This is a genomic window from Kitasatospora herbaricolor (assembly GCF_030813695.1).
GTDB classification, from domain to species: Bacteria; Actinomycetota; Actinomycetes; order Streptomycetales; family Streptomycetaceae; genus Kitasatospora; species Kitasatospora herbaricolor.
Genome location: NZ_JAUSVA010000002.1, coordinates 6,826,063 through 6,848,815, shown reverse-complemented (window position 1 = coordinate 6,848,815; position 22,753 = coordinate 6,826,063). Strand labels below are relative to the sequence as shown.

Sequence of the window (22,753 nt, the reverse complement as noted above, 5' to 3'; positions counted from 1 at the left end):
GCCCCGGTCGCCGATGTGCCCGCCCGGCCGGTCGAGCGGCCGGGCGGACCCGCCCGCGACCGGGGCCCCCGCACGTCCGGGGCCCCCGGTCCTGGTCCTGCGCCGCCCGGCCCGTCCTGTCCCGGCCGACCGGCCGCTCCGCACGGCCCGCCCGGTCCGAAGCGCCCGGGCTCAGCCGAGGGTCCGGGCCGCCAGTTGCGGCTGCGGCAGCTGCCAGCAGTCGAGTTCGGGCAGGGCGAGCAGGATCGGCAGGTCGAACGGGCAGAACCCGCGGGTCTCCAGGTCGACCTCGATCTCCTGCCCGGCCCGGACCGTCACCGGGCGGCTCGCCCCGATGAACAGCGGCCGGCGGTTCCAGGGCAGCGGCTCGACGTCGCGCATCCCGACCACCGCGGCCCGCAGGTGCCACACGCCCTCGGCGACGCCGTCCAGCCGGAAGGCTCCCGGCCCGTCCAGGACGTCGCAGGCGACCGGTTCGCCCTGGACGATCGGGTCGCTGAAGGCCGCCACGTAGATCCGGGTCGGCAGCCCCACGTCGGGGACGCCGACCACGCCCCGCACCGCGCACGGCCGGTGGGAGGCGGCCGACCGGAAGGCGCCCGGCTCCCGGGGCATGCCCGCTCTCGCCAGCGTCCGGTAGCGGCCCGGGGAGAGCCCGACGCTGCGGGTGAAGCGGCTGGTGAAGGTACCGAGACTGTTGTAACCCACCTGGTAGGAGATGTCGGTGACGCTCAGTGGGGTCCGGAGCAGCAGGTTCTTCGCCTTGTGCAGCCGGATCGCGGACAGGAAGCGTCCCGGCGAGGTGCCGGTGAGCGTCCGGAACACCCGGGAGAAGTAGAACTTGCTCAGAATGGCGGTGTCCGCGATGTCGTCCAGCGACAGCGGTTCCTCGTAGCGCTCCCACATCGTCGCGATGGCACGCTCGACAGCGGCTTGCAAGACATCTCTTCCTTCCGTGCGAATCCGGGGGTATCCGTACGAACAAGGTGCTGCCGGCGCTCCGGGCCGGCGGTCAGCCGTCCTGCTGCATCCACGCTCCGACCTGGCGGGCGGCCGTCAGGCTGGCCCAGGCCGTCAGCCCGACCAGCGCGCGGTCGCCCGGCTCACCGGCGGCCCGGCGGAAGTCGGCGATCACGGTCTCGTCCACGGTGTAGGAGGCGAGGGCGGTCAGCAGCACCAGCCGGGCCGCCGGACGCTCCTGGGGGACGAGGGCGGCGACGGCCTGGTCGGCCCAGCCCCGGCCGAGCCCGGGCGGGCGGCCGTCCCAGCGCGCGAGGGTGTCGTGCAGCAGCTCCTGGACGGCCTTCGGCACGTCCGCGCGCCCGGCCTCCTCGACGGCGGCAGCGGCCCGGGCGAAGGCCGAGGCGATCACCGGGTTGCCCTCGGCCCAGGCGAGGTCGGCGGGCAGCGGGGCGGGCGCCAGCAGGTCCAGCGAGACGCCGGGCGCCGGCTCCGAGCGGGCGGAGGAGCGGATCAGCCAGGTCAGCACCCGCAGTACCGGGCGCAGCGAGCTCTCCGGTGCGCCGGGCGGCAGCGGCACCCCGCCGAGGAAGACGTTCACCATCCGGTTGAGGTACTGCATGATGACGACGGTGCCGAGCAGTTCGGGCAGTTGCCCGGACGGGAAGGGCCGCGGGTTCGCGGCCGCCGTGTCGCGGACGGCGCCCAGCCGGGCCCACTCGGTGACCTCGTCGAACCGCCCGGCCCCGCAATCGGTGGCGCGGCCGGGTGTCAGGCTGTGCAGGACGGCGGTGTGCATCCGCTCGCAGAACGGGCACTCGTTGGCCACCGAGACGGCGCACGCCACCGCCTCCTTGGCCGGCCGCGGGGCGGCCCCCTCCACCAGCATGGTCTCCCGCAGCATCAGCCAGCTGGCGGCGAGCGGGCCGGTCGCGGGCGAGTGGAGGGCGATCGGCGGTGCGAGCACCCCGAAGTCCCGTTCCAGCTCCCGGTAGACCTGGGCGACGCCACCGCGCGCCCGGTCGAAGCCGACCGGCTTCACATGGCGCACCTGCATCAGCGACAGACCTCGCAAGCGGGACTGGACAAACTTTCTGCGCACGGAACTCTCCCCGGTTCGAACGGTCAGCGGTCGATTCACGGCTTGCGTGCCACGGCACACCACATCGCCGGAGCCCCGGCCTGTTCGGCCACCGGCTCCGGACGCCACTCCCCAGGCGCCACCACTCCCGGCGACGCCAGTTCCAGATCCTCACCCAGCAGCGCCGCGACCTCGGCCCGGTCCCGGCGCACCACCTGGGTGCCCCAGCCGGGCAGCAGCAGCTCCAGCGCGGCGTCCATCGGCCCGGCCAGCTCGTGCGGCGCCAGGTGCCCGAAGGCCACCCAGCTGCCGGACGGGACGGCGTCCACCAGCAGCCGCACCAGGCCCGCCGGGTCCTCCTCGCCGGGGACGAAGTGCAGCCCGCCGAAGAGCAGCAGGCCGACCGGGCGGGACAGGTCCAAGGTCGCCGCGGCGTCCCGCAGGACCTGGTCCGGATCGCCCAACTCCCCCTGCACGTAGGCCGTCGGGCTGCGCGGCTGCTGCCGGAGCAGCCGCCGCGCATGGTCGACCACACCGTCGTCCCGGCCCACGTAGACCACCCGGGTGTCCGGGGACACCCGCTGGGCCACCTGGTGGGTGCTGCCCATGGTCGGCAGGCCCGCGCCGATGTGCAGCAGCTGCCGCACGTCCGCCCCGCCGACCAGGTGGCCCACGATCCGGCCGAGCGCGGCACGGGCCGTCCGCAGCTCGGCCCGCAGGTCACCGGCCGGCCAGGCGGTGCAGGCCCGCTCGGCGGCCGTCCGGTCGGCCGGCCCGTTGGCCGCACCACCCAGCAGGTAGTCCACGGCCCGCGCCAGACTGGGGATGTCGAACTCGTCGGTCACACCATTCCTCAGCTGAACTGTCAGGGGATCGGGAAGAAGGCGCGCACGAACTTCTCGAAGAGCCGGTCTCCGATCGTCCAGCGCATCCGGGGAAGCAGCCGCGAGGGCACCCCGATCCGGTAGCGGATCTGCGGGTTGTCGCTGCTCACGGCCTTCTCGATGACCTTCGCCACGGTCTCCGCGCGAACGGCCATCCGGCCGCGCCCGGTCGGGTGGTCGGTCTCGCGGTAGGCGCCGTGCCAGTCGACGAAGTACTGCCAGAAGTCGTCGTACAGGCCGGTCTTCTCCTGCCCGGACATCCCGAGGTCGGCCACCGACATCGGCACGAAGCCGCCGAGCACCGGTGAGGGCTCGATCAGCACCACCTTGATGCCGAAGCCGGACACCTCGTGCCGCAGCGAGTCGCCGATCGCCTCCAGGGCGTGCTTGGTGGCCTGGTAGTAGCCGCGGCCCGGGGTGGCGAACTGGCCGAAGATGGAGGACATGATGACCACCCGGCCGCTGCCCTGGGCCCGCATCCCGGGGAGCACCAGCTGGGTGAGCCGGGAGAGCCCGAAGACGTTGGTCTCGAACTGCCGGCGCACCTCCTCGATCGGGGTCTCGCCGATGGTGCCGTTCAGGCTGTAGGCCGCGTTGTTGATGAGGGTGCCGACCGCGCCGTGCTCGGCGGTGATCTTGTCCACCGCGTCGATCATCGACTGTTCGTCCGTCACGTCCAGGTGGAGCACCTGGATCCCCTCGGCCGCCAGGCCCGCCAGCGCCTCCAGGTTGCGGCCGGTCGCGTAGACCGGCCAACCGGCGCGGTGCAGGCGCAGCGCCGCGGCCTGGCCGGTGCCGGAGGACATCCCGGTGCCGGAGGAGGCGCCGGTCAGCAGGACCGCCCGGGACGGCGTCATCACGCCGCCGTCCCGGCTCCGCCGTCCGCACCGGCATCGGTGTCGGTGTCGGACTGCCGGGAGATCCGGCTGCGGGTCATCGCGGTGCCCAGGCCGAAGCCGTCCACCAGCCGGTTGATGAAGGCGAAGAGCCCTGCGGTGAAGACCGCCTCCAGCATCTCCTCGTTGCTCCAGCCGGCGGCGGCGACCCGGTCCCAGTCCTCGTCGGTGATCCGGTAGGCGCCGGTGCAGACCTGGGTGACCAGCTCCATCAGCGCCAGGGTCCGCTCGTCGAGCGGGAGTTCACCGGGCTTGTCGGCGGTGGCGATCGCGTGGGTCAGCTCCTCGCTGCCGCCGAACTGCGAGAGGAACCAGTTGTGGGTCCCGACGCAGTAGGGGCAGCCGTTGACCTTGGAACTCCAGGCGGAGATCATCTCGCGGGTGGCCCGCGGCAGCACACCGTCGTTGAAGACGCCGGTGTACCCGGTGATGAGCACCTCCATCAGATCCGGCCGGGTGGAGACCAGCCGAAACATATCGGGTACGAATGGGAGACCGGTCCTGCTCTTGATCAGGTCGTAGAGTTCCGCGGTCCGGCCGGTCGCCTCGGACTCCTCGATCAGCGGAACACGTGCCGCCGGACCCTGCTGCTCACCCATGGAAGTGACTCCTTCGCGGTGGACGGGACATTCACGAGCAACCCGATGTTGTCAGGGGCGCGCAGAGCGGTTGTCTCCTAAATTGCCCTCTTCCTTCAACCGTCCGATTCCGAAGTCGCATTTGCCACAGGCCAATTCGCCTTGCCCACCGATCGGCGCCGGCTCCCCCCGCCGGCCCCGGGACGCGAACGGCTCCGGCCCCGGGCGCTGTTCGTGCGCCCGGGGCCGGAGCCGACGGGACGGAAGTGAGGGGGCACCGCGGACGGGCGATGCGCGCGGGCGCACCGGCCCCGCGGGTGGTGCGTGGCCGGCGGGCGCGGCCACGGTGCGGGCCCGCGCCCGCAGCACGGGCCCGCGACCGAGCCACAGGCCCGGTCCGGCGGTCCGGGCCCGGTCCGATGACCCCTAGCGGGGTGTCCCGGGGCGGTGGGCCTCCCGTTCGGCCGCCTCCGCGATGCGCTTGACGGTGGCGAGCCGGCGGTCCCAGTCGGCCGCGAGGGTGGCCATCCAGCGTGCGGTGGCGTCCAGCGCGGCCGGCTGCACCGAGTACCGCACCTCGCGTCCCACCCGGACGCCGGAGACCAGTCCGGCGGCGTCCAGGACGCTGAGGTGCTTGACCACCGCCTGCCTGGTCACCGGAAGGCTTCCGGCGAGGGTGGTCGCGGTGACCTCGCCCCGGGCGGCGAGCAGGTCGAGCAGGCGGCGGCGGGTGGGGTCGGCCAGCGCGGCGAGCACGCTGTCGACCCCCTCGGCGGCGCCGGCGGGTTTCTCCGTCACACGGACGACTTTTCGACGCGGACCCGGAGTCCCGGCCCGGCCACCCGGGACCGGACCGGCTCCGGCCGCGCCTCGAACAGGGCGTCGTGTTCGATCAGCCGGCCACCCATGAGAGGGCTCCTTCACTGCCGCCAATGGATACGACTCCATAGTCGCACATCGGCCCCCCAGGAGCAACCTGGGAGTTGCACTCCGGGCGCGAACGGATTCCGGCGGCCGCCCGCCGTACCTCCCCCGGACCAGCACCGACCTGCACCGAACTCCACCGACCTGCCCCGGCGGTCGCCCTCGACCCGCCCCGGACCGGCGCCCCTGCGGCCGCCCTCGGCCCGGCGCGGGCAGCCCCGGCCCGCCTCATCCGGCCGGGAACGCCGAGGAGCGCCGGGGGCCGTCCGTCCGACCGCTGCTCGCGGTCGGACGGACGGCCCCCGGCGCTCGGGCGCTCGGGCGGACGCCTCGGACGGGCCCGGGCTCAGCCGGACTCCACCAGCACCACCAGGCCCACGGCGACCAGCAGGCCGGCCACCGCGCCCAGCACCGCCCCCAGCGGGTGGTGCCGCACCCACCAGCCGATCCAGCCGCCGGCGAGCGGCAGCAGGACCGCCCCGGCCACCGCCGGGTACTGGGCGAGCCAGCCGGGCCGGCGCATCAGCTGGCGAACTTGTCCGTACCGTTCCACCAGTTCGTCCCGGCGGTGGCTGCGGCCTCGTTGTCGTACATGTCGTGGTGGCGCCACCAGTCCCAGGGCTGCTCCAGCTGCGCTTCCTGGCGCCCGAGCGGCGTCAGGTCCAGGTAGTTGTAGAAGTTCTTGAAGATGTCACCGCCCCGGTCGTAGATCGAGTAGGTGTGGAAGACGTCCGTCCCGTCGGTCATGAAGACGCTCACGCCCGGGAGTTCACCCTGCTCGGTGGTGACGTGGTAGTCCACGTTGAAGTCCGAGCCGAACGAGGACACCCAGGGGATGTCCCAGCCCATCCGGGCCTTGAAGGCCTCCAGCTTGGGCAGCTGGCCGCGCGAGACCATCACGAAGGTGGTCTCCCGGGCGTTGATGTGGGCCAGGTGCCCGACCGAGTCGGCCTGCATCGAGCAGCCGATGCAGCCCTCCTCCTGGTCCGGGCCGAACATGAAGTGGCGGACGATCAGCTGGCGCCGGCCCTGGAACAGGTCCAGCAGCGACAGCTCGCCCTGGGGGCCGTGGAAGACGTACTCCTTGTCGACCTTGACCATGGGCAGTTCCGGCCGGGCCGCGACGACCTCGTCGTGCAGCCGGGTGAGCTGCTTCTCCTTCTCCAGCAGCTCCTTGCGGGCCTGGAGCCACTCCTCGCGGGTTGCCACCTTGGGCAGGTTCATCGAACTCTCCTGGTTCTCGTGCTGGTTCTGGCGCTGGTTCGGTTCCGGTGCTGGCGCTGATCCTGGGCGCGAATACGCTTGCGAGCGGGGACGCGTGGCCTCCCGGGGGCACCCCCGGGGCCACCGGCTCAGCCGGCGCGCAGCCAGTCGGCCAGCCGCTCGCCGATCATGGTCGAGGTCAGGTTGGTGTTGCAGTTGACGATGCCCGGCATCACCGAGGCGTCCGCCAGGTAGAGGCCCTCGGTGCCGTGCACCTTCAGGTGCCCGTCGACCACCGCGCCCTCGTCCTCGGCCAAACCCATCCGGGCCGTGCCGACCGGGTGATAGGCACTGTCGAGACTGATCCGGGTGTACTGGCGGACCATCTCCTCGTTCTCGATCAGCTGGTCGTTGAGGACGATGAAGTCCTCGCCGAGGCTGCGGATGCCGGGGTGGTTGACCAGCTCCCAGCAGGTCCGCACGGCGTCGGCGAGCTTCTCCAGGTCGCGCTCGGTGGCGAGGAAGTTGAGGTCGATGTCGGGAGCGGCCGCCGGGTCGGCGGAGCTCAGCCGCAGGCGGCCGCGCGACTGGGGCTTCTGGTCGACCACCATCACGCCGAGGATCACGTTGCCGCCGGCCAGCATCTGCAGGTCGGGGAACATGGTCAGGTCGAAGTGGTTGACCATGTAGTACTGCAGGTCGTTGAAGTCGGACGAGCCCTTGGCCGTGGTGCGCACCATGGCCTGCAGGAAGGGCGCGCCGCGGTCGATCGCCCCGGGGGCCGGCTTCATGAAGACGCCGGTGCGCGGGTGGTCGATCAGGTTGGCGCCGACACCGGGCCGGTCCACCCGGACGTCGATGCCCAGGCGGCGCAGGTCCTCGGCCGGCCCGATGCCCGAGCGCAGCAGGATGGTGGGCGAGTTGACCGCGCCCGCGGAGAGCACCACCCGGCGCGAGCGCACCTCCTCGGCCACCCCGCCGCCGGCGGAGAGCTCCACCCCCACGGCGCGGACGCCCTCGAACAGCACCCGGTGGACGAGCACGCCCGACCGCACGGTCAGGTTCTCCCGCGACCGCACCTCGGGGGTGAGGTAGCCCAGCGCGGCGTTGACCCGGACCTCGGTGTCCCGGCGGTTCGACGGAATCGGCCCGATTCCGGTGGCCTCCGGATGATTGTGGTCGGCCACCTCGGGGAACCCGGCCCCCAGGCTCGCGTCGATGAATGCCGCCTGGGCGGGCGTCAGCTCGTCCGCCCGCCACCGCCGGATCGGTATCGGACCGCCCTTTCCGTGAATCTCCTCGTCGCCCCGGTCGAGGTCGTCCTCCAGCTTGCGGTAAAAGGGCAGCACCTCGGACCAGGACCATTCCGGGTTTCCGGCGCCGGCCCATTCGTCGAAATTCTCGGGAACGCCGCGCAGGGCGATCGTCGCCCCCACCGAGGACGATCCGCCGGACACCTTCCCACGGGGGAAGAGAATCCGGCGGCCGTCGCTGATCTCGGCCCTGAACTTCCAGTCGTGCGCGCTCAGGGACATCGCGTTGCCGTCCCGGATGTCGGCCGGGAGGTCGTCCTTCCCCGGGAAGTCGGGACCTGCTTCCAGCAGGAGCACCTTGCGTGCTGGGTCCTCGCTGAGCCGTGCGGCGATCGCCGCGCCGGCCGAGCCCGATCCGACAACGATGTCGTCATAAGTCTGCGTCATGGAACGTCCTCGGGGTCGCGGATTCCGATTGGAACAACCTTCTGTCCACGAGCTTCACAGCCGCCGGGTCGGCTGTCTTCTCCGAGCGTGCTCTCCCTCCTGACCGGGGCCGCAGAACCGGTGGGCAAGATGAGAGAAGCGTCACGGCAGGGGCTCATCCATGCTCAAAAACTATGACGGCCCACAAAGGGAGTTGAAGCGCCTATCCGGCCGAGCATCCATCACATTGTTATTCCTGCACGGAATGCCTGCATGGAGAGGGGAATGCGTTGTATCGCGAGCGAATTCGTAGACTGATTCCGGGAGTGGCGACGGTGGTGGTGGCCACCTCACTGTTCTTCGCCGTCAGGGACGGGGTGGCGGTGGCCGGGGGCGACGAGGTCGCCACCCAGTACAAGTTCCAGGAGATGCCCATCGCGCTGCCTCCCGGGTACGAGTCCCAGCCGATGAACACCGTCCGGGTGGTGAACCCGGCCTACCACAAGATCCGCTCCTGGATCTCGTCGGTCGGCGCCGGCATCGCCATCAACGACCTGACCGGGCACGGCCTGGCCGACGGCATGTGCATCGTCGACACCAGGACCGACCAGATCGTGGTGACGTACACCCCCACGGCCCGCCAGGCCGACCGCTTCACCCCGTTCGTGCTGGACGCCGCGCCGCTGCCGATGGACAAGGCGATGGCCCCGACCGGCTGCACCCCCGGCGACTTCAACGGCGACGGGCGGACCGACCTGCTCGCCACCTACTGGGGCCGCACCCCGGTGGTCTTCCTGGCCAACTCCGACGCCGGCACCCTCTCGCCCAGCAGCTACACGCCGCGCGAGGTCGTGTCCTCGCAGTCCCTCGACGGCCGGTACCACGGCCCCCGCTGGAACACCGACGCGGCCTACGTCGGCGACCTGGACGGCAGCGGCCACCCGTCGATCGTGATCGGGAACTACTTCCCCGACTCGGACGTGCTGGACCCGACCGGCCTGAACAACGTGGAGATGAACGAATCGCTCTCCAGCGCCAAGAACGCCGGCGGCGACCACGTGCTGCGCTGGGCCAAGGCCAGCGCCGGCCCCGAGCCGGACGTCGCCTTCGTCGAGGAGCGGGACGCCATCCCCTTCGACGCCTCCACCGGCTGGACGCTGGCCATCGCGGGCGCCGACCTCACCGGCCAGGGCCGCCCTGACCTCTACATCGCCAACGACTTCGGCCACGCGCACCTGCTGCACAACCAGTCCACGCCGGGCCGGATCAAGTTCATCGAGGCCACCGGCCGGCGGGACTCGACCACCCCCAAGTCCTTCGTGCTCGGCAAGGGCTCGTTCAAGGGCATGGGCGTCGACTTCGCCGACATCGACAACAACGGCAACTTCGACATGATGGTCAGCAACATCACCGCGGCCTGGGGCCTGGAGGAGTCCAACTTCCTCTGGGTGAACCGGGCCAAGGACAACGCCGACATGAAGCGGCAACTGGAGGACGGTGTCGCGCCGTTCACCCAGGAGGCGCGGGAGCACGGCGTGGCGTGGACCGGCTGGGGCTGGGACACCAAGATGGCCGACTTCCGCAACGACGGCAATCTCTCCATCCTCCAGGCCGACGGCTTCGTCAAGGGCAACATCGACCGGTGGCCGTGGCTGCAGGAGATGGCCATGACCAACGACGACCTGCTCTCCAACCCGGCGATGTGGCCCAACGTCCAGCCCGGCGACGACCTGGCCGGCGACGACGTGCTCGCCTTCTACGCCCGGACGCCGAGCGGCACCTTCGCCAACATCAGCAAGCAGCTGGGGCTGGCGGTGCCCACCCCGACCCGTGCCATCGCCACCGGTGACACCACCGGCAGCGGCCTGCTGGACTTCGCCGTCGCCCGCCAGTGGGGGCCGCCGGCCTTCTACGCCAACCAGGCGCCCAAGCCGGGCAACTTCCTCAACCTGCGGCTGTACCGCCCCTCCGGCGAGAGCACGGCCGGCCAGGGCATCACCAACACCGGCACCCCCGCGTACGGCGCCACCGTCAAGATCACCACGCCGGACGGCACCCGGGTCTCCCAGCTGGACGGCGGCAGCGGCCACGGCGGGTACCGCAGCTTCGACGTGCACTTCGGCCTCGCCGCCTACAACGGCCCGGTCACCGTCGAACTCTGCTGGCGGGACACCTCCGGCGCGATGCACGAGAAGACCGAGCAGCTGCAGCCCGGCACCCACTCGCTGCTGCTGACCAGTGACGTCCAGGAGGTTCCGAGCCGATGAGTCCCGTCACCCCGCGCACGGCCCCCAAGCCCGTGCCCGTCCCCGCCGCCGCACCCCCCGCCGCGAAGGACCCGCGCTACCTCGCGCTGCGCAACTTCGCGATCTCCATCTCCGTCTTCAACGCCTTCGGCTACACCCTGCTCGGCTTCGAGCAGCCCTGGCTCTGGCCGATCATCGCGGTGCTCAGTGCCTACTTCACCGAGATCGTCTTCGAGGTCCTCAGCGCCTGGGCGCAGCGCCGCACCCCGCGCTTCCTCGGCAACGGGATGCGCGGCATGTACGAGTTCCTGCTGCCCTCGCACATCACCGCGCTGGCCGCGAACATGCTGCTCTACGCGAACGACCAGCTCCTCCCGGTGCTCTTCGCCACCTTCGTCGGCGTGGCCGGCAAGCACGCGCTGCAGGCACCGGTCGCCGGCCGGATGCGGCACTTCATGAACCCGTCCAACTTCGGGATCACCGTCACCCTGGTCTGTTACGGCTCCTGGGTGAGCATCGCCCCGCCGTACGAGTTCACCGAGAACGCCAACACGTTCTTCCGGGTGGCCATCCCGCTGATCATCGTCACCTCCGGCACCGTGATCAACGCGCTGCTGACCAAGAAGGTCGCGCTGATCGTCGGCTGGCTCGGCGGGTTCGTGATCCAGGCCCTGATCCGGCACTGGGTCTGGGACGTCGCCATCTTCTCGGCGCTCGGCCCGATGAGCGGCGTGGCCTTCGTGCTGTTCACCAACTACATGATCAGCGACCCGGGCACCACCCCGTCCAAGCCCCGCAACCAGTTCATGTTCGGCTCCTGGGTCGCCATGGTCTACGGCGTCCTGATGCTCTTCAACGTCGTCTACACGCTGTTCTTCGCGGTCACCGTGGTCTGCGGGCTGCGCGGAGCCGGCTGGTGGGTGGCGCACCTGATCAAGCGGTCCCGAACCGCCAAGGCGAACGGGACCGGACTCGGCGACAGCATCGCCGCCGAGCTGGGCAAACCGACCGGATCCGAGGCGATGGCCGCATGACCACCAACCGCAACGAGCCGACGGGGATAGCCGTCGTCGGCATCGCCTGCCGCTACCCCGACGCGGACTCGCCGGACCAGCTCTGGCAGAACGTGCTCACCGGTCGCCGGGCCTTCCGCCGCCTGCCGGACGAGCGGATGCGGGCCGAGGACTACTACGACCCGGACCCGTCCGCGCCGGACAAGTTCTACTCCGCCAAGGCCGCGGTGATCGAGGGCTTCGAGTTCGACCGGGTCAAGCACCGGGTGGCCGGCTCGACCTTCCGCGCCACCGACATGACCCACTGGCTGGCACTGGACACCGCCGCCCGGGCCCTGGAGGACGCCGGGTTCCCGCTCGGCGCCGGACTGGCCGACGCCAACACCGGGGTCATCATCGGCAACACCCTCACCGGCGAGTTCAGCCGGGCCAACCTGATGCGGCTGCGCTGGCCGTACGTCCGGCGCACGGTCGGCGCCGCGCTGCGCGAGCAGGGCTGGGACGACGCCTCGCTCGCCGGGTTCCTGGAGGGGCTGGAGGAGCGCTACAAGAGCCCGTTCCCGCCGATCGGCGAGGACACCCTGGCCGGCGGGCTGGCCAACACCATCGCCGGCCGGATCTGCAACCACTTCGACTTCAAGGGCGGCGGGTTCACCGTCGACGGCGCGTGCTCGTCCTCGCTGCTGTCGGTCGCCACCGCCTGCGACGCGCTGGTCGACGGGCGGCTGGACGTCGCGATCGTCGGCGGCGTGGACCTCAGCATCGACCCCTTCGAGGTGATCGGCTTCGCCAAGACCGGCGCGCTGGCCACCGGCGAGATGAAGGTCTACGACAAGGGCTCCAACGGCTTCTGGCCCGGCGAGGGCTGCGGCATGCTCGTCCTGATGCGCGACGAGGAGGCCCGCCGGGAGGGCAGGTTCCGGTACGCGTCGATCGCCGGCTGGGGCTACTCCTCGGACGGCAAGGGCGGCATCACCCGCCCCGAGGCCAGCGGGCACCGGCTCGCCCTCCAGCGGGCCTACGCCACGGCCGGCTTCGGGATCGAGACGGTCTCGTACTTCGAGGGCCACGGCACCGGCACCGCGGTCGGGGACGCCACCGAGCTGCGCGCCTTCACCGAGGCCCGCCGCGCGGCCGACCCGGACGCGCCGCCCGCCGCGATCAGCACCGTCAAGGGCAACTTCGGGCACACCAAGGCGGCGGCCGGCGTGGCCGGCCTGCTCAAGGCCATCCTCGCGGTGCGCCACCAGGTGATCCCCCCGGCCACCAGCCACCACGACCCGCACCCGGAGCTGACCGGCGAGCGGCCCGCCCTGCGGGTGCCCGACCAGGCCGAACTGTGGCCGCAGGACGCGCCGATCCGGGCCGGTGTCTCCTCGATGGGCTTCGGCGGCATCAACGCGCACGTGGTGGTCGAGCACGCCGACGGGGTCCGCAAGACCGGCGTCGGGACCACCACCCGCCGGCTCGTCGCCTCCCGGCAGGACGTCGAACTCCTGCTCCTGGACGCCGACGGGATGGCCGAGCTGCGCGGCAAGGTGGCCACCCTCGCGGGGCTCACCCCCCGGCTGTCCTTCGCCGAGCTCGGCGACCTGGCCGCCACCCTGCAGGGCGACCTCGCCGACCGCCGGTTCCGTGCCGCCGTGGTCGTCGCCGACCCGGAGCAGGCGGAGCAGCGCTTCACCAAGCTGCTCTCCCTGCTGGACTCCGGCGCCCGCTCGGTGCTGGACCCGAACGGCGGGGTGTACCTCGGCAACGCGGGGCTCAACCCCCGGATCGGCTTCCTCTTCCCCGGCCAGGGCGCCGGGCGGCGCGGCGACGGCGGCGCGATCCGCCGGCGCTTCGCCACCGTGGACGAGCTGTACCGCACCCACGCCCAGCCGGCCGACGGCGACCTGGTCGCCACCGCCGTGGCGCAGCCGCGGATCGTCACCGCGTCCGTCGCCGGGCTGCGGGTGCTGTCCGCCCTCGGCATCGAGGCCGTCGGCGCCGCCGGGCACAGTCTGGGCGAGGTGACCGCCCTGCACTGGGCCGGCGCCATGGACGAGGCCGCGCTGCTGCGGACCGCCGCCGCCCGCGGCCGGATCATGGCGGACGCCAGTGACGGCGGCGGGACGATGGCGGGCATCGCCGCCGAGGCCGCGCTGGTCGAACCGCTGCTGGCGGGCGAGCCGGTGGTGATCGCGGGCTACAACAGCCCCGCGCAGACCGTCGTCTCCGGGCCGGTCGCGGCGGTGGAGCGGGTCTGCGCCAAGGCCGCCGCCGCCGGGCTCGGCACCGCCCGGATCAACGTGTCGCACGCCTTCCACTCGGAGGCGGTGGCCCCGGCCGCCGAAGGGCTCCGGGCGCACCTGGCGACCGAGGTCTTCGCCCCGCTGACCGGGCGGATGCTCTCCACCGTCACCGGCGACGAACTCCCGTCCGAGGTGGACGTGGTGGAGCTGCTCACCCGGCAGGTGCTGGACCCGGTGCGCTTCGACGAGGCCGTCCGGGCACTGGCCTCCGACGTCGACCTGCTGGTCGAGGTCGGTCCCGGGCGGGTGCTGCGCGGCCTGGCGGCCGAGATCGCGCCGTCGGTGCCGACCGTCTCGCTGGAGTCGGACAGCGCCTCGCTGGCCGGCCTGCTCGGCGCGGTGGCGGCGGCGTTCGCGCTGGGCGCGCCCGTCCGGCACGCGGAGCTGTTCCGCGACCGGTTCACCCGGCCGCTGCCGCTGGACAAGAAGTTCCGCTTCTTCGCCAGCCCCGCCGAGTCGGCCCCCGAGGGGGACTTCTCCTTCGCGGGCCTGCGGCGCGAGGACCTGCCCGCCGCGCCGGCAGCCGTCGCCACGGCGGCCGCCCCGGCCGGTGCCGCGGCCCAGGCCACGGCCACGGCCACCGCCGAGCCGGGCGCCGGCAGCCTGGAGGTCCTGCTGAAGCTGGCCGCCGACCGGGCCGAACTGCCCATCGAGGCGGTCAACCCGGGCATCAACCCGCTGGACGAGCTGCACCTGAGTTCCATCACCGTCGGCCAGATCATGAACCAGGCGGCGCAGGAGCTCGGCATCTCGGCCCCGATGGTCACCTCCGCCTTCGCGACCTCCACCCTCGGTGAACTCGCCGGGATGCTGGACGAGTTGGCCGAGACCGCGGACGGCCGCGAAGAGGCGCCGCGGATCGCGTCCGGCGTCGCGCCCTGGGTCCGGGCGTTCGCCGTCGACCTCGTCCCGGCCCCGGCGGCGGCCCCGGCCCGGCCCGGGCAGGCTCCGGGCCGCTGGCAGCTCTTCGCCCCGGAGCGGCACCCGCTGGCGGAGGCGCTGCGCCGCTCGCTGGACGCGGCCGGCCTGGGCGGCGGGGTACTGCTCTGCCTGCCGCGGGACTGCGGGCAGGAGCACGCGGCGCTGATGCTGAGCGCCGCCCGGGCCGCGCTGTCCACCGGCGGCGGCGGCCGGTTCGTCGCGGTCGGCGACCGCCGCGGTGCGGCGGGCCTGGCCAAGACCCTGCACCTGGAGGCGCCGGGGGTCACCACCACCCTGGTCACCCTGCCGCTGCCGGACGACCTGGCCGACGCCGCCGCGCGGGAGCTGGGCACGCGGATCGCCGCGGACGTGGCCGGGACCTCCGGCTTCGCCGAGATCCACTACGACCGGGAGGGCGTACGCCGGGTGCCGGTGCTCCGGCCGCTGGCGCCGGCCGCCGAAGGGGCCGGACACCCGGCCCTGGACGGCACCGACGTGCTGCTGGTGACCGGTGGCGGCAAGGGCATCACCGCCGAGTGCGCCCTGGAGCTCGCGCTCGACACCGGCGCCTCGATCGGCCTGCTGGGCCGCTCCGACCCGGCGCAGGACGCCGAGCTGGCGGCGAACCTGGAGCGGATGACGGCCGCCGGCGTGGCCTTCCACTACGCCCGGGCCGACGTCACCTCCGCCGACGAGGTCAAGGACGCGGTCAGCGAGATCCGCACCGCGCTCGGGCCGGTGACGGCCGTGCTGCACGGCGCCGGCCGCAACGAGCCGCACGGCCTCGCCAGCCTGGACGAGTCCTCGTTCCGGCGCACCCTGGCCACCAAGATCACCGGCCTGGAGAACGTGCTGGCCGCCACCGACCCGGCCTCGCTGCGGCTGCTGGTCACCTTCGGCTCCATCATCGGCCGGGCCGGCCTGCGCGGCGAGGCGGACTACGCCACCGCCAACGACTGGCTCACCGACCTGACCCTGCGGGTCCAGGAGGACTACCCGGACTGCCGCTGCCTGGCCCTGGAGTGGTCGGTGTGGTCGGGGGCCGGGATGGGCGAGCGGCTCGGCGTGCTGGAGGCGCTGATCCGCGAGGGCATCGAGCCGATCCCGACCGAGCAGGGCGTCGCCCTGCTGAAGCAGCTGCTCGCCGACCCGGCCGCGCCCACCGCGATGGTCGTGATGGGCCGGGCCGGCGGTCTGCCCACGCTCGACCTCGGCCGGCGCGAACTGCCGCTGCTGCGCTTCCTGGAGCGGCCGCAGGCGTACTACCCGGGCATCGAGCTGGTGGCCGACGCGGACCTCTCCGCTGCCGGCGACCCCTACCTCTCCGACCACCTGCTCGACGGGGACCTGCTCTTCCCCGCCGTCCTGGGCATGGAGGCGATGTCGCAGGCCGGCTCGGCCCTGCTCGGACTCCCGGGCGTGCCGACGCTGGAGGACATGGAGTTCCTGCGGCCGATCGTCGTCCCGGTCGGGGGCACCACCACCGTGCGGGTCGCGGTGCTGGCCAAGGAGGCCGGAACCGTCCAGGCGGTGATCCGCAGCAGCGAGACCGGCTTCCTGGCGGACCACTTCCGGGCCACCCTGCGCTTCGGCGGTCCGGCGCCCGAGGACGCCGGCCCCCGGCCGGTCGCCGAGGACGCCCCGCGGGTGCCGCTGGACCCGGCCCGTGACCTCTACGGCCCGGTGCTCTTCCAGGGCGGACGTTTCCAGCGCCTGCTCGGCTACCGGGAGCTGGCCGCCAAGGGCTGCGTCGCGGAGATCGCCACCGCCTCGACCGCACCCTGGTTCGCCGGCTACCTGCCGGACAGCATGGTGCTGGCCGACCCTGGCACCCGGGACGCGCTGATGCACTCGATCCAGGCCTGCGTCCCGGACGCGACCCTGCTGCCGGTCAGCGTCGCGCGGCTGCACCTGGCCGCGCCGGCGGGCGAGGACACCGACAAGCAGGTCACCCTGCACGCCGTCGAGCGCTCCCGCGACGGGGACACCTACCTGTACGACCTCGACGTGCGCGACCAGGAGGGCCTGCTGGTCGAGCGCTGGGAGGGCCTGGAACTACGGGCGGTGCGCAAGCAGGACGGCACCGGCCCCTGGCACCCCGCGCTGCTCGGCGGCTACCTGGAGCGCCGCGCCGAGACGCTGCTGGGCACGCCCGTGCGCGGGGTCGTCCTGCCGGACGGCTACCGGCCCGCGGAGGGGGTGGCGGAGCGGCGGGAACGGACCGCGGCCGCCGTCGCCTGGGCGCTCGGGCGGCAGACGCCGGTGCGCTACCGACCGGACGGCCGGCCGGAGATCGACGCCGGCCGGGTGTCCTCCTCGCACGGTGCGGGGGTCACCTTCACGGTGCTCGGGTCCGGCCCGGTGGGCTGTGACGTGGAGCCCGTGGCGGACCGCTCGGCGGCCGACTGGGCCGCGCTGCTCGGCCCGGACGGCTTCGCGCTGGCCGAACTGCTGGCCACCGAGCACGGCGAGCAGCTCTCCCCCGCGGCCGCCCGGGTCTGGGGCGCGACGGAGTGCCTGCGCAAGAACGGCCGCGCGCTGGCCGGCCTGACGCTGGCCGACGCCCCGGACGTCCCGGAGCGCTGGGTGCTGCTGCGGTCCGGCGACGCGCTGATCGCGACCTTCCCGACGGCCCTGCACGGGGTCGACGTACCGGTGATGTTCGCCCTGATGTCGGAGAGCGAGGACTGAACATGCAGCCGTTCTACGAGTACCGCCACCTCGTCGGTTTCGAGGAGACCAACCTGGTCGGCAATGTGTACTACGTCAACTACCTGCGCTGGCAGGGCCGTTGTCGGGAGATGTTCCTGCTGGAGCTGGCCCCGGAGGTGCTGGCCGACATCCGCGACGACCTGAAGCTGTTCACCCTCAAGGTGGACTGCGAGTTCTTCGCGGAGATCACCGCCTTCGACGAGCTGTCGATCCGGATGCGGCTGCAGGACCTCACCCAGACCCAGATCGGCTTCGCCTTCGACTACGTGAAGCTGACCCCCGGCGGTGGCGAGGAGCTGGTCGCCCGGGGGCAGCAGCGGGTCGCGTGCATGCGCGGGCCGAACAACGACACTCGGCCGACCAGGGTCCCGGAGCAGCTGCGCCAGGCCTTGGAGCCGTTCGCGGCGCAGCCCGCCGGCGCCGCGCGGGCCGCCGGGCAGCCCGTCCCCGTCCCGAGCGAGGCGTAGCCGATGACCTCGACGGACAGACTGCCCGCGGGCGGCCCGGCGGCCGCCCGGCCCGTCCAGCACCAGCGCCCCACCCACGACCGGAGCGAACTGCGCGGCGTGCTGGGGAGGTTCGCCACCGGCGTCACCGTGCTCACGGCCGGCCGGACCGCCCCTCGGGGCATGACGGCCAACTCCTTCACCTCGGTCTCGCTGGACCCGGCGGTGATCCTGGTCTGTGTGCTGCGGACGGCCGCCGTGCACGAGACCATCCTGGCCGAGCAGGCCTTCGCCGTCTCGGTGCTCTCGGGCGGCCAGGAGAAGGCGGCCCGGCACTTCGCGGACCGCCACCGCCCCCGCGGCACGCAGGAGTTCGAAGCCGTGGAGAGCGTTCCCGGCCGCTTCACCGGGGCCCCCGTGCTGGTCGGGGCCCAGGCCTGGCTGGAGTGCGAGCTGACCGCCGAGTACGACGGCGGCGACCACTCGATCTTCCTCGGCTCGGTGCTGGACATCGGCCGCGGGCCGGCCGACGACCCGCTGCTCTACTTCGCGGGCGGCTTCCACCGGTTGGACGACTGACCGACCGCCCCGCCCCTGAAGGAGCCCCCCGGCCGTGCACCCGGCCGGGGGGCTCCTTCATGGGCGGGACCGGTTCAGTCGACCGGGTGCACGGTCATCGGCAGACCGCCCTGGACCCGCAGGGTCAGCATCGGCTCCGGCCGGACCACATGGCCGGGGGCCTTCGCCAGCTTCAGCTCACGGACGACGGCCGCGATCACCACCGTCGCCTCCAGCAGACCCAGGCTGCTGCCCACGCAGTAGCGCGGGCCGGCGCCGAACGGGATGTAGCTGTACCGGTGCCGCCCACCCGCCCGGTCCGGCGCGAACCGCTCCGGGTCGAAGCGGTCCGGCGCCTCCCAGAAGTCGGGGTGGCGGTGCAGGGTGTACGGGCAGATCAGCACCTCGGCGCCGGCCGGCACGTGGAACCCGCCGATCTCGTCCTCCTGCTGGGCCTTGCGGGGCAGGATCCAGACCGGCGGATGGAGCCGCATCACCTCCTCCAGCACCATCGAGGTGTAGGTCAGCCGGTGCAGGTCCTCGGGCGTCGGCTGGCGGTCCCCGAGCACGCTCACCACCTCGTCGTGCACCTTCTGCCACACCAGCGGGTGCTGGTCGAGCTCGGTGAAGGTCCAGCTGAGGGTGGAGGCGGTGGTCTCGTGCCCGGCCAGCAGCAGGGTCACCAGCTCGTCGCGCATCCGCTGCCGGCGGACGGCCTCGTCCGGTTCGGCGGCGGTCGCCTCGATCAGGCGGGAGAGCACGTCGTCGCCGTCGTCGCCGGGATTCGCGGCGCGTTCGGCGGCCAGCGCCGCGGTGATCCGCTCCAGGTCGGCCCGGGCCCGGCGGAACTTGCGCTGCTGGGGCAGCGGCAGCCAGGACGGGACGGCGCTGAGCGACATCATCTCGAAGATCGCCTGGTCCTGGACGACCTCGAAGGACTCCCCGATGGACTCGTAGGCGCCCAGGTCCGCGTCGAGCAGGGTGCGGCCGAGGATGCCCAGGGTGAGCCCGGTCATCTCCTCCCGGATGTCGACCGGCCCGCGGCCGGCGTGCGCGCGCAGCCGGGCGACCAGCTTGGCCGCCTCCTCCGCGATCACGCCGGTCTGCCGGTTGATCCGCCGCGGCTGGAAGACCGGCTGGATGACCTTGCGCTGGGCGCGCCACAGATCACCCTCGCTGGTCAGCAGCCCGTCGCCGAGCGCCCGGCGGGCGTGCACCAGGCCGATGCCCTTGTGGTAGTTGGCCGCGTTGTCGGCCAGCACCCGCTTGGCGTGGTCCGGGTGGTTGAAGAAGAACAGCGTCTTGGGACCGAGCGGCAGCCGCACGGCGTCGCCGTAGCGCAGCGCCGCCGAGGTCATCACGGTGAGCCGGTCGCGCGCCATGCTGGCCAGCAGGGCCGGGGCCCGGCGGGCCGGCGGGCCGGGCGGGAGCCGCCGGGCGCGGGGGCGCGCGGCGTCGGGGGCGCTCATGCGACCACGTCGCCCTGGGCCACCAGCTGTTCGGCGATCCGGCGGCGCCACACCTCGTACGCGGGCACCGCGCCGTCCACCACCGGGACCGGCCGGGCCTTGTCGCACAGCGCGGCCGCCTGCTGCGGCGTCAGGTCGCAGAAGAACCGCGCCGCCAGTTCGGTGTGCGGGGTGACCAGGCCGGCCTCCACCCGCGCGGTGGCGGCGAAGGCGGAGGCCTGGGCGACCTGCGGGCGGTGCTTGCCGGCCCGCCGCAGGAAGACCCGCAGCTCGGACTCGTCGCCGCCGCCCGCGTACGTCGCGGCCAGCCCGGCGCCGCTGTAGAGGTCCTCCCGGCGGGACTCGGGGAACCGGTCGATCAGGTCGGCCACCACATCGGGGGCGGAGCCGCCGACGAACCACATGGCGCGGCCGATGCCCTGGTCGAGCGCGCGGTCCGAGTAGCCGGCGGGGCCGCCCTTCGGCCACGGGAAGCCGCGCTCCTGGTAGTGCTCGTGGACGTACTTGCGGGTGTGGAAGTACGCCTGGTGGAACCCGTAGCCGTCCAGCACCAGCCAGCGCAGCAGCGGGTCCGGGGGGCTGACCGCCGCCCAGCGGAACCGCGGCAGCCTGGCCATCGCCCAGCCCACGCCGACGTAGACCATGTAGCTGTGGTGGCGGCCGCGGCCGGCCAGCAGGTCGGCCACCTTGCGGCCGTTGCCGAGGCCGAAGCCGTCGAGCATCGCGGCGCCCATTCCGGCGCCCTCGTAGGCGAATCCCCGGAATTGCTCGGGAATCTCCTCCAGCCGCGTCTCGGCGTCGGCGACCGTCCGCGCCTCCATCACGTAGGCGTAGCCGGTGAGAAAGGTCGCGCCGACGGTCTCCAGGAGGTCCCGGGATTCCGCGCTCTTCTCGTGGAAGCCTCGCTTGGAAAGCAGTGTTTCGGAATGATCTGGGGTCAGAATGCGGCGCCTGAGCGCACGCCAAGAACCCGCCATGTTTTTCCTCCGGGGATCGGGGCTGCTATTGGGCGCAGCTCTCCAACCGAAATCCTTGCCGCCCGCCGGAAGGGCCGTCTACTTCGAACGTGCTCAGCCGAGAGCACGACGGAAGAAGACGTGGGGCCCACGGCCCCCCCAGAATCAAGCCGTCCCGCACCGCCCCTCCAGAGGAAGAACACCTACGTGAGTGATCTCAAGCGTGCGCCGGCGCCCGTCACCGAGGCCGCCCGTACCTCGCTCTTCGTCAGTGGGAGCTTTCCGCGCCGCCGCGGACTCCTGGTACTGCTGAGCGCCGCTTTCGCCCTGTTCCTCTCCTACGCCTGGTCCTCGAAACTGGTGGACACCGAGATCGGCGTCAACACGGCCAACGCCCTGCTCGGCCACGACGCCCACAAGACGCCGATCGCGGGCGTCGCGTCCGGCGTGCTGTTCGCGTTCGTGACCGGCCTGGCCGGCTCCTTCACCGCCTGCAACATCGCCGTGTTCGGCGCGGTGGGTCCGATGGTGGGCCGGGCCGGCTCGCGCCGGGAGAAGCTCCTGCAGACGGTACGGCCGCTGGCCTGGATGGCGGCGGGCATGATCCCGGTGTCGGCCGCGTACGGCGCGCTGGTCGGGTTCGTCGGCACCCGGATGCCGCAGTTCTCGACGGCCACGGCGGCGCCCGGCACCATCTCGGCGCGCAGCGCCCAGTCGATGATCGCCTTCGGTCTGATCGGGCTGGCCATGATCGTGCTGGGGCTGGCCGCGGCGGGCGTGGTGAAGGATCCGCTGGGGCCGGTGTCCCGGCGGTTCCCGAACGCGCCGATGGTGGTGCTGGGCGCGCTGGTGGGCGGATTCCTGATCGGGCGCCCGTACCCGCTGTTCCGGGACCTCTTCCGGCACGCGGCGACCACCCACAACCCGCTGTACGGCGCCGCGGCCTTCACCCTGCAGTCGCTGGGGAACATCCTGGTGATGTCGGTGCTGGTGGTCGCGCTGACGTACGGGCTGGGCGGGCGGCTGCAGCGCTGGCTGTCGGCCTCGCCCGGGCGGGTGGCGGCGGTGACGGCCGCGGCCTTCCTGGTGGCCGGCGTCTTCACGCTGGTGTACTGGGACGTGCGGATCCTGGGCCGGCTGGGCTACATCTGGTGGCCCACGGCGCCCTGGAACGCCGCCCACTGACCTCGGCGGCACCTCGGCGGACCTGGGCGCGGCGCGCTCAGGTCCGCCGTCCGCGTGCCCGCTCCAGCGATTCCAGGGTCTGCGCCGGGTCGGCGCCGGCGCCCATCAGCAGCCCGGCGACCTGGGCCTCGAAGCAGGTGTCCGCGTCGTTCGGCGGGATCAGGTAGCCGCCGAGTTCGAGGGTGACCAGCCCGTGCAGGGCGATCCACAGCTGGTGGGCCACGGACTGCGGGTCACCGGGGCGCAGCCGTCCGGTCTCCATGCAGCGGGCGACGGCGTGGATCAGGGTCTCCAGGGTGTACCGCCCGTGCTGGCGGTCCTCGTCGGCGAGCGAGAAGCTGCCGAGCACGGAGCCGCCGAACATCACGTTGTAGAGGTTGCGGTGCTCCAGGGCGTTGCGGCGGTAGGCCCAGCCGAGCACGGCCACGTCGGCGACCGGGTCCTCGCTCTCGCGGACCTCGGTGAGGCTGCGGTTGAGGTAGCTGAAGCCCTCCCGGACCATCGCCCGGACCAGGTCGCCCTTGCCGCCGAAGTGCGTGTAGACCGCCATCGTGGAGGTGCCCACCTCGGCGGCCAGCCGACGGGTCGACAGCGCCTTCGGGCCCTCCTCCGCGAGCAACCTCGCGGCGGTCTCCACGAGTTGCGGTCCTAGCGTGGGATCGATCTGACGTGGGCTCACCCTTGACATCCTCTCACGGCCGCGCGAACCTTGACACAACAGTGTTATATAACGTCGATATGCAAGGAG

General features: G+C 72.7%; 18 protein-coding genes. 6 read left to right on the top strand and 12 right to left on the bottom strand.

The genetic code is table 11. The annotated features are described in order from the left end of the window. Positions 1-171 precede the first annotated feature (171 nt). From J2S46_RS30005 to J2S46_RS29965, 9 genes are all read right to left on the bottom strand, one after another. Positions 172-939, bottom strand: coding sequence for a helix-turn-helix transcriptional regulator (locus tag J2S46_RS30005; RefSeq protein ID WP_079197519.1), 768 nt, complete (start codon positions 937-939; stop codon positions 172-174). Between the two features lie 73 nt (positions 940-1,012). After that, complete coding sequence (locus J2S46_RS30000; RefSeq protein ID WP_191291269.1) at positions 1,013-2,062, bottom strand: carboxymuconolactone decarboxylase family protein; 1,050 nt, start codon at positions 2,060-2,062, stop codon at positions 1,013-1,015. Positions 2,063-2,097: 35 nt separating this feature from the next. Further along, a complete protein-coding gene (locus J2S46_RS29995) occupies positions 2,098-2,886 on the bottom strand; it encodes an SAM-dependent methyltransferase (RefSeq protein WP_191291270.1) in 789 nt (262 codons plus the stop codon). Between the two features lie 20 nt (positions 2,887-2,906). Continuing rightward, entirely contained in the window at positions 2,907-3,782 is an 876-nt protein-coding gene (locus J2S46_RS29990) for an SDR family NAD(P)-dependent oxidoreductase (RefSeq protein ID WP_191291324.1), read from the bottom strand. Then, positions 3,782-4,420, bottom strand: coding sequence for a carboxymuconolactone decarboxylase family protein (locus J2S46_RS29985; protein ID WP_191291271.1), 639 nt, complete (start codon positions 4,418-4,420; stop codon positions 3,782-3,784). The genes J2S46_RS29990 and J2S46_RS29985 overlap by 1 nt, the downstream gene beginning before the upstream one ends. 405 nt (positions 4,421-4,825) lie before the next feature. Further along, positions 4,826-5,197, bottom strand: coding sequence for an ArsR/SmtB family transcription factor (locus J2S46_RS29980; RefSeq protein ID WP_191291272.1), 372 nt, complete (start codon positions 5,195-5,197; stop codon positions 4,826-4,828). Positions 5,198-5,669: 472 nt separating this feature from the next. Continuing rightward, on the bottom strand, positions 5,670-5,876 hold the full coding sequence (locus J2S46_RS29975; RefSeq protein WP_191291273.1) for a hypothetical protein: 207 nt from the start codon (positions 5,874-5,876) through the stop codon (positions 5,670-5,672). Further along, positions 5,846-6,547, bottom strand: coding sequence for a DUF899 domain-containing protein (locus tag J2S46_RS29970; protein WP_191291274.1), 702 nt, complete (start codon positions 6,545-6,547; stop codon positions 5,846-5,848). The genes J2S46_RS29975 and J2S46_RS29970 overlap by 31 nt, the downstream gene beginning before the upstream one ends. A gap of 128 nt (positions 6,548-6,675) precedes the next feature. Next, complete coding sequence (locus J2S46_RS29965) at positions 6,676-8,226, bottom strand: GMC family oxidoreductase (protein WP_191291275.1); 1,551 nt, start codon at positions 8,224-8,226, stop codon at positions 6,676-6,678. Between the two features lie 305 nt (positions 8,227-8,531). Between J2S46_RS29965 and J2S46_RS29960 the strand changes: the two genes are divergently transcribed. Genes J2S46_RS29960 through J2S46_RS29940 form a run of 5 tightly spaced genes read left to right on the top strand, consistent with a single transcriptional unit; the run spans position 8,532 to position 18,416 of the window. Beyond that, a complete protein-coding gene (locus tag J2S46_RS29960; RefSeq protein ID WP_229912901.1) occupies positions 8,532-10,472 on the top strand; it encodes a CRTAC1 family protein in 1,941 nt (646 codons plus the stop codon). Then, on the top strand, positions 10,469-11,485 hold the full coding sequence (locus J2S46_RS29955; protein ID WP_229912902.1) for an enediyne biosynthesis protein: 1,017 nt from the start codon (positions 10,469-10,471) through the stop codon (positions 11,483-11,485). Before J2S46_RS29960 ends, J2S46_RS29955 begins: the two co-directional genes overlap by 4 nt. Continuing rightward, positions 11,482-17,370: a type I polyketide synthase gene (locus tag J2S46_RS29950; RefSeq protein ID WP_191291276.1), complete on the top strand. Its 5,889-nt coding sequence runs from the start codon at positions 11,482-11,484 to the stop codon at positions 17,368-17,370. The genes J2S46_RS29955 and J2S46_RS29950 overlap by 4 nt, the downstream gene beginning before the upstream one ends. A 2-nt stretch (positions 17,371-17,372) precedes the next feature. Beyond that, positions 17,373-17,858, top strand: coding sequence for an acyl-CoA thioesterase (locus tag J2S46_RS29945; RefSeq protein WP_191291277.1), 486 nt, complete (start codon positions 17,373-17,375; stop codon positions 17,856-17,858). Positions 17,859-17,861: 3 nt separating this feature from the next. Beyond that, positions 17,862-18,416 carry a flavin reductase family protein gene (locus J2S46_RS29940; protein WP_191291278.1) on the top strand — a complete coding sequence of 185 codons (555 nt, stop codon included), beginning with the start codon at positions 17,862-17,864 and terminating at the stop codon, positions 18,414-18,416. 74 nt (positions 18,417-18,490) lie between these two features. Here the strand turns inward: J2S46_RS29940 and J2S46_RS29935 are convergent, their stop codons facing one another. Next, positions 18,491-19,864, bottom strand: a complete 1,374-nt coding sequence (locus J2S46_RS29935; RefSeq protein ID WP_191291279.1) for a cytochrome P450 — start codon at positions 19,862-19,864, stop codon at positions 18,491-18,493. Next, positions 19,861-20,841, bottom strand: coding sequence for a DUF1702 family protein (locus J2S46_RS29930; protein WP_191291280.1), 981 nt, complete (start codon positions 20,839-20,841; stop codon positions 19,861-19,863). Before J2S46_RS29930 ends, J2S46_RS29935 begins: the two co-directional genes overlap by 4 nt. A gap of 186 nt (positions 20,842-21,027) precedes the next feature. On the opposite strand from J2S46_RS29930, the gene J2S46_RS29925 reads away from it, so the two are divergent. Further along, the gene (locus tag J2S46_RS29925; RefSeq protein WP_191291281.1) at positions 21,028-22,005 is read left to right on the top strand and encodes a hypothetical protein; all 978 of its coding nucleotides are present in this window, start codon (positions 21,028-21,030) and stop codon (positions 22,003-22,005) included. 37 nt (positions 22,006-22,042) lie between these two features. Here the strand turns inward: J2S46_RS29925 and J2S46_RS29920 are convergent, their stop codons facing one another. Continuing rightward, the gene (locus J2S46_RS29920; protein ID WP_191291282.1) at positions 22,043-22,684 is read right to left on the bottom strand and encodes a TetR/AcrR family transcriptional regulator; all 642 of its coding nucleotides are present in this window, start codon (positions 22,682-22,684) and stop codon (positions 22,043-22,045) included. Positions 22,685-22,753: the final 69 nt, after the last annotated feature.

Coding starts and splice junctions, on each gene's coding strand:
- J2S46_RS29950 (WP_191291276.1), top strand. CDS start 11,482: ATGACCACCAACCGCAACGAGCCGACGGGGATAGCCGTCGTCGGCATC.
- J2S46_RS29965 (WP_191291275.1), bottom strand. CDS start 8,226: ATGACGCAGACTTATGACGACATCGTTGTCGGATCGGGCTCGGCCGGC.
- J2S46_RS29970 (WP_191291274.1), bottom strand. CDS start 6,547: ATGAACCTGCCCAAGGTGGCAACCCGCGAGGAGTGGCTCCAGGCCCGC.
- J2S46_RS29985 (WP_191291271.1), bottom strand. CDS start 4,420: ATGGGTGAGCAGCAGGGTCCGGCGGCACGTGTTCCGCTGATCGAGGAG.
- J2S46_RS29955 (WP_229912902.1), top strand. CDS start 10,469: ATGAGTCCCGTCACCCCGCGCACGGCCCCCAAGCCCGTGCCCGTCCCC.
- J2S46_RS29935 (WP_191291279.1), bottom strand. CDS start 19,864: ATGAGCGCCCCCGACGCCGCGCGCCCCCGCGCCCGGCGGCTCCCGCCC.
- J2S46_RS29990 (WP_191291324.1), bottom strand. CDS start 3,782: ATGACGCCGTCCCGGGCGGTCCTGCTGACCGGCGCCTCCTCCGGCACC.
- J2S46_RS29945 (WP_191291277.1), top strand. CDS start 17,373: ATGCAGCCGTTCTACGAGTACCGCCACCTCGTCGGTTTCGAGGAGACC.
- J2S46_RS29930 (WP_191291280.1), bottom strand. CDS start 20,841: ATGGCGGGTTCTTGGCGTGCGCTCAGGCGCCGCATTCTGACCCCAGAT.
- J2S46_RS29940 (WP_191291278.1), top strand. CDS start 17,862: ATGACCTCGACGGACAGACTGCCCGCGGGCGGCCCGGCGGCCGCCCGG.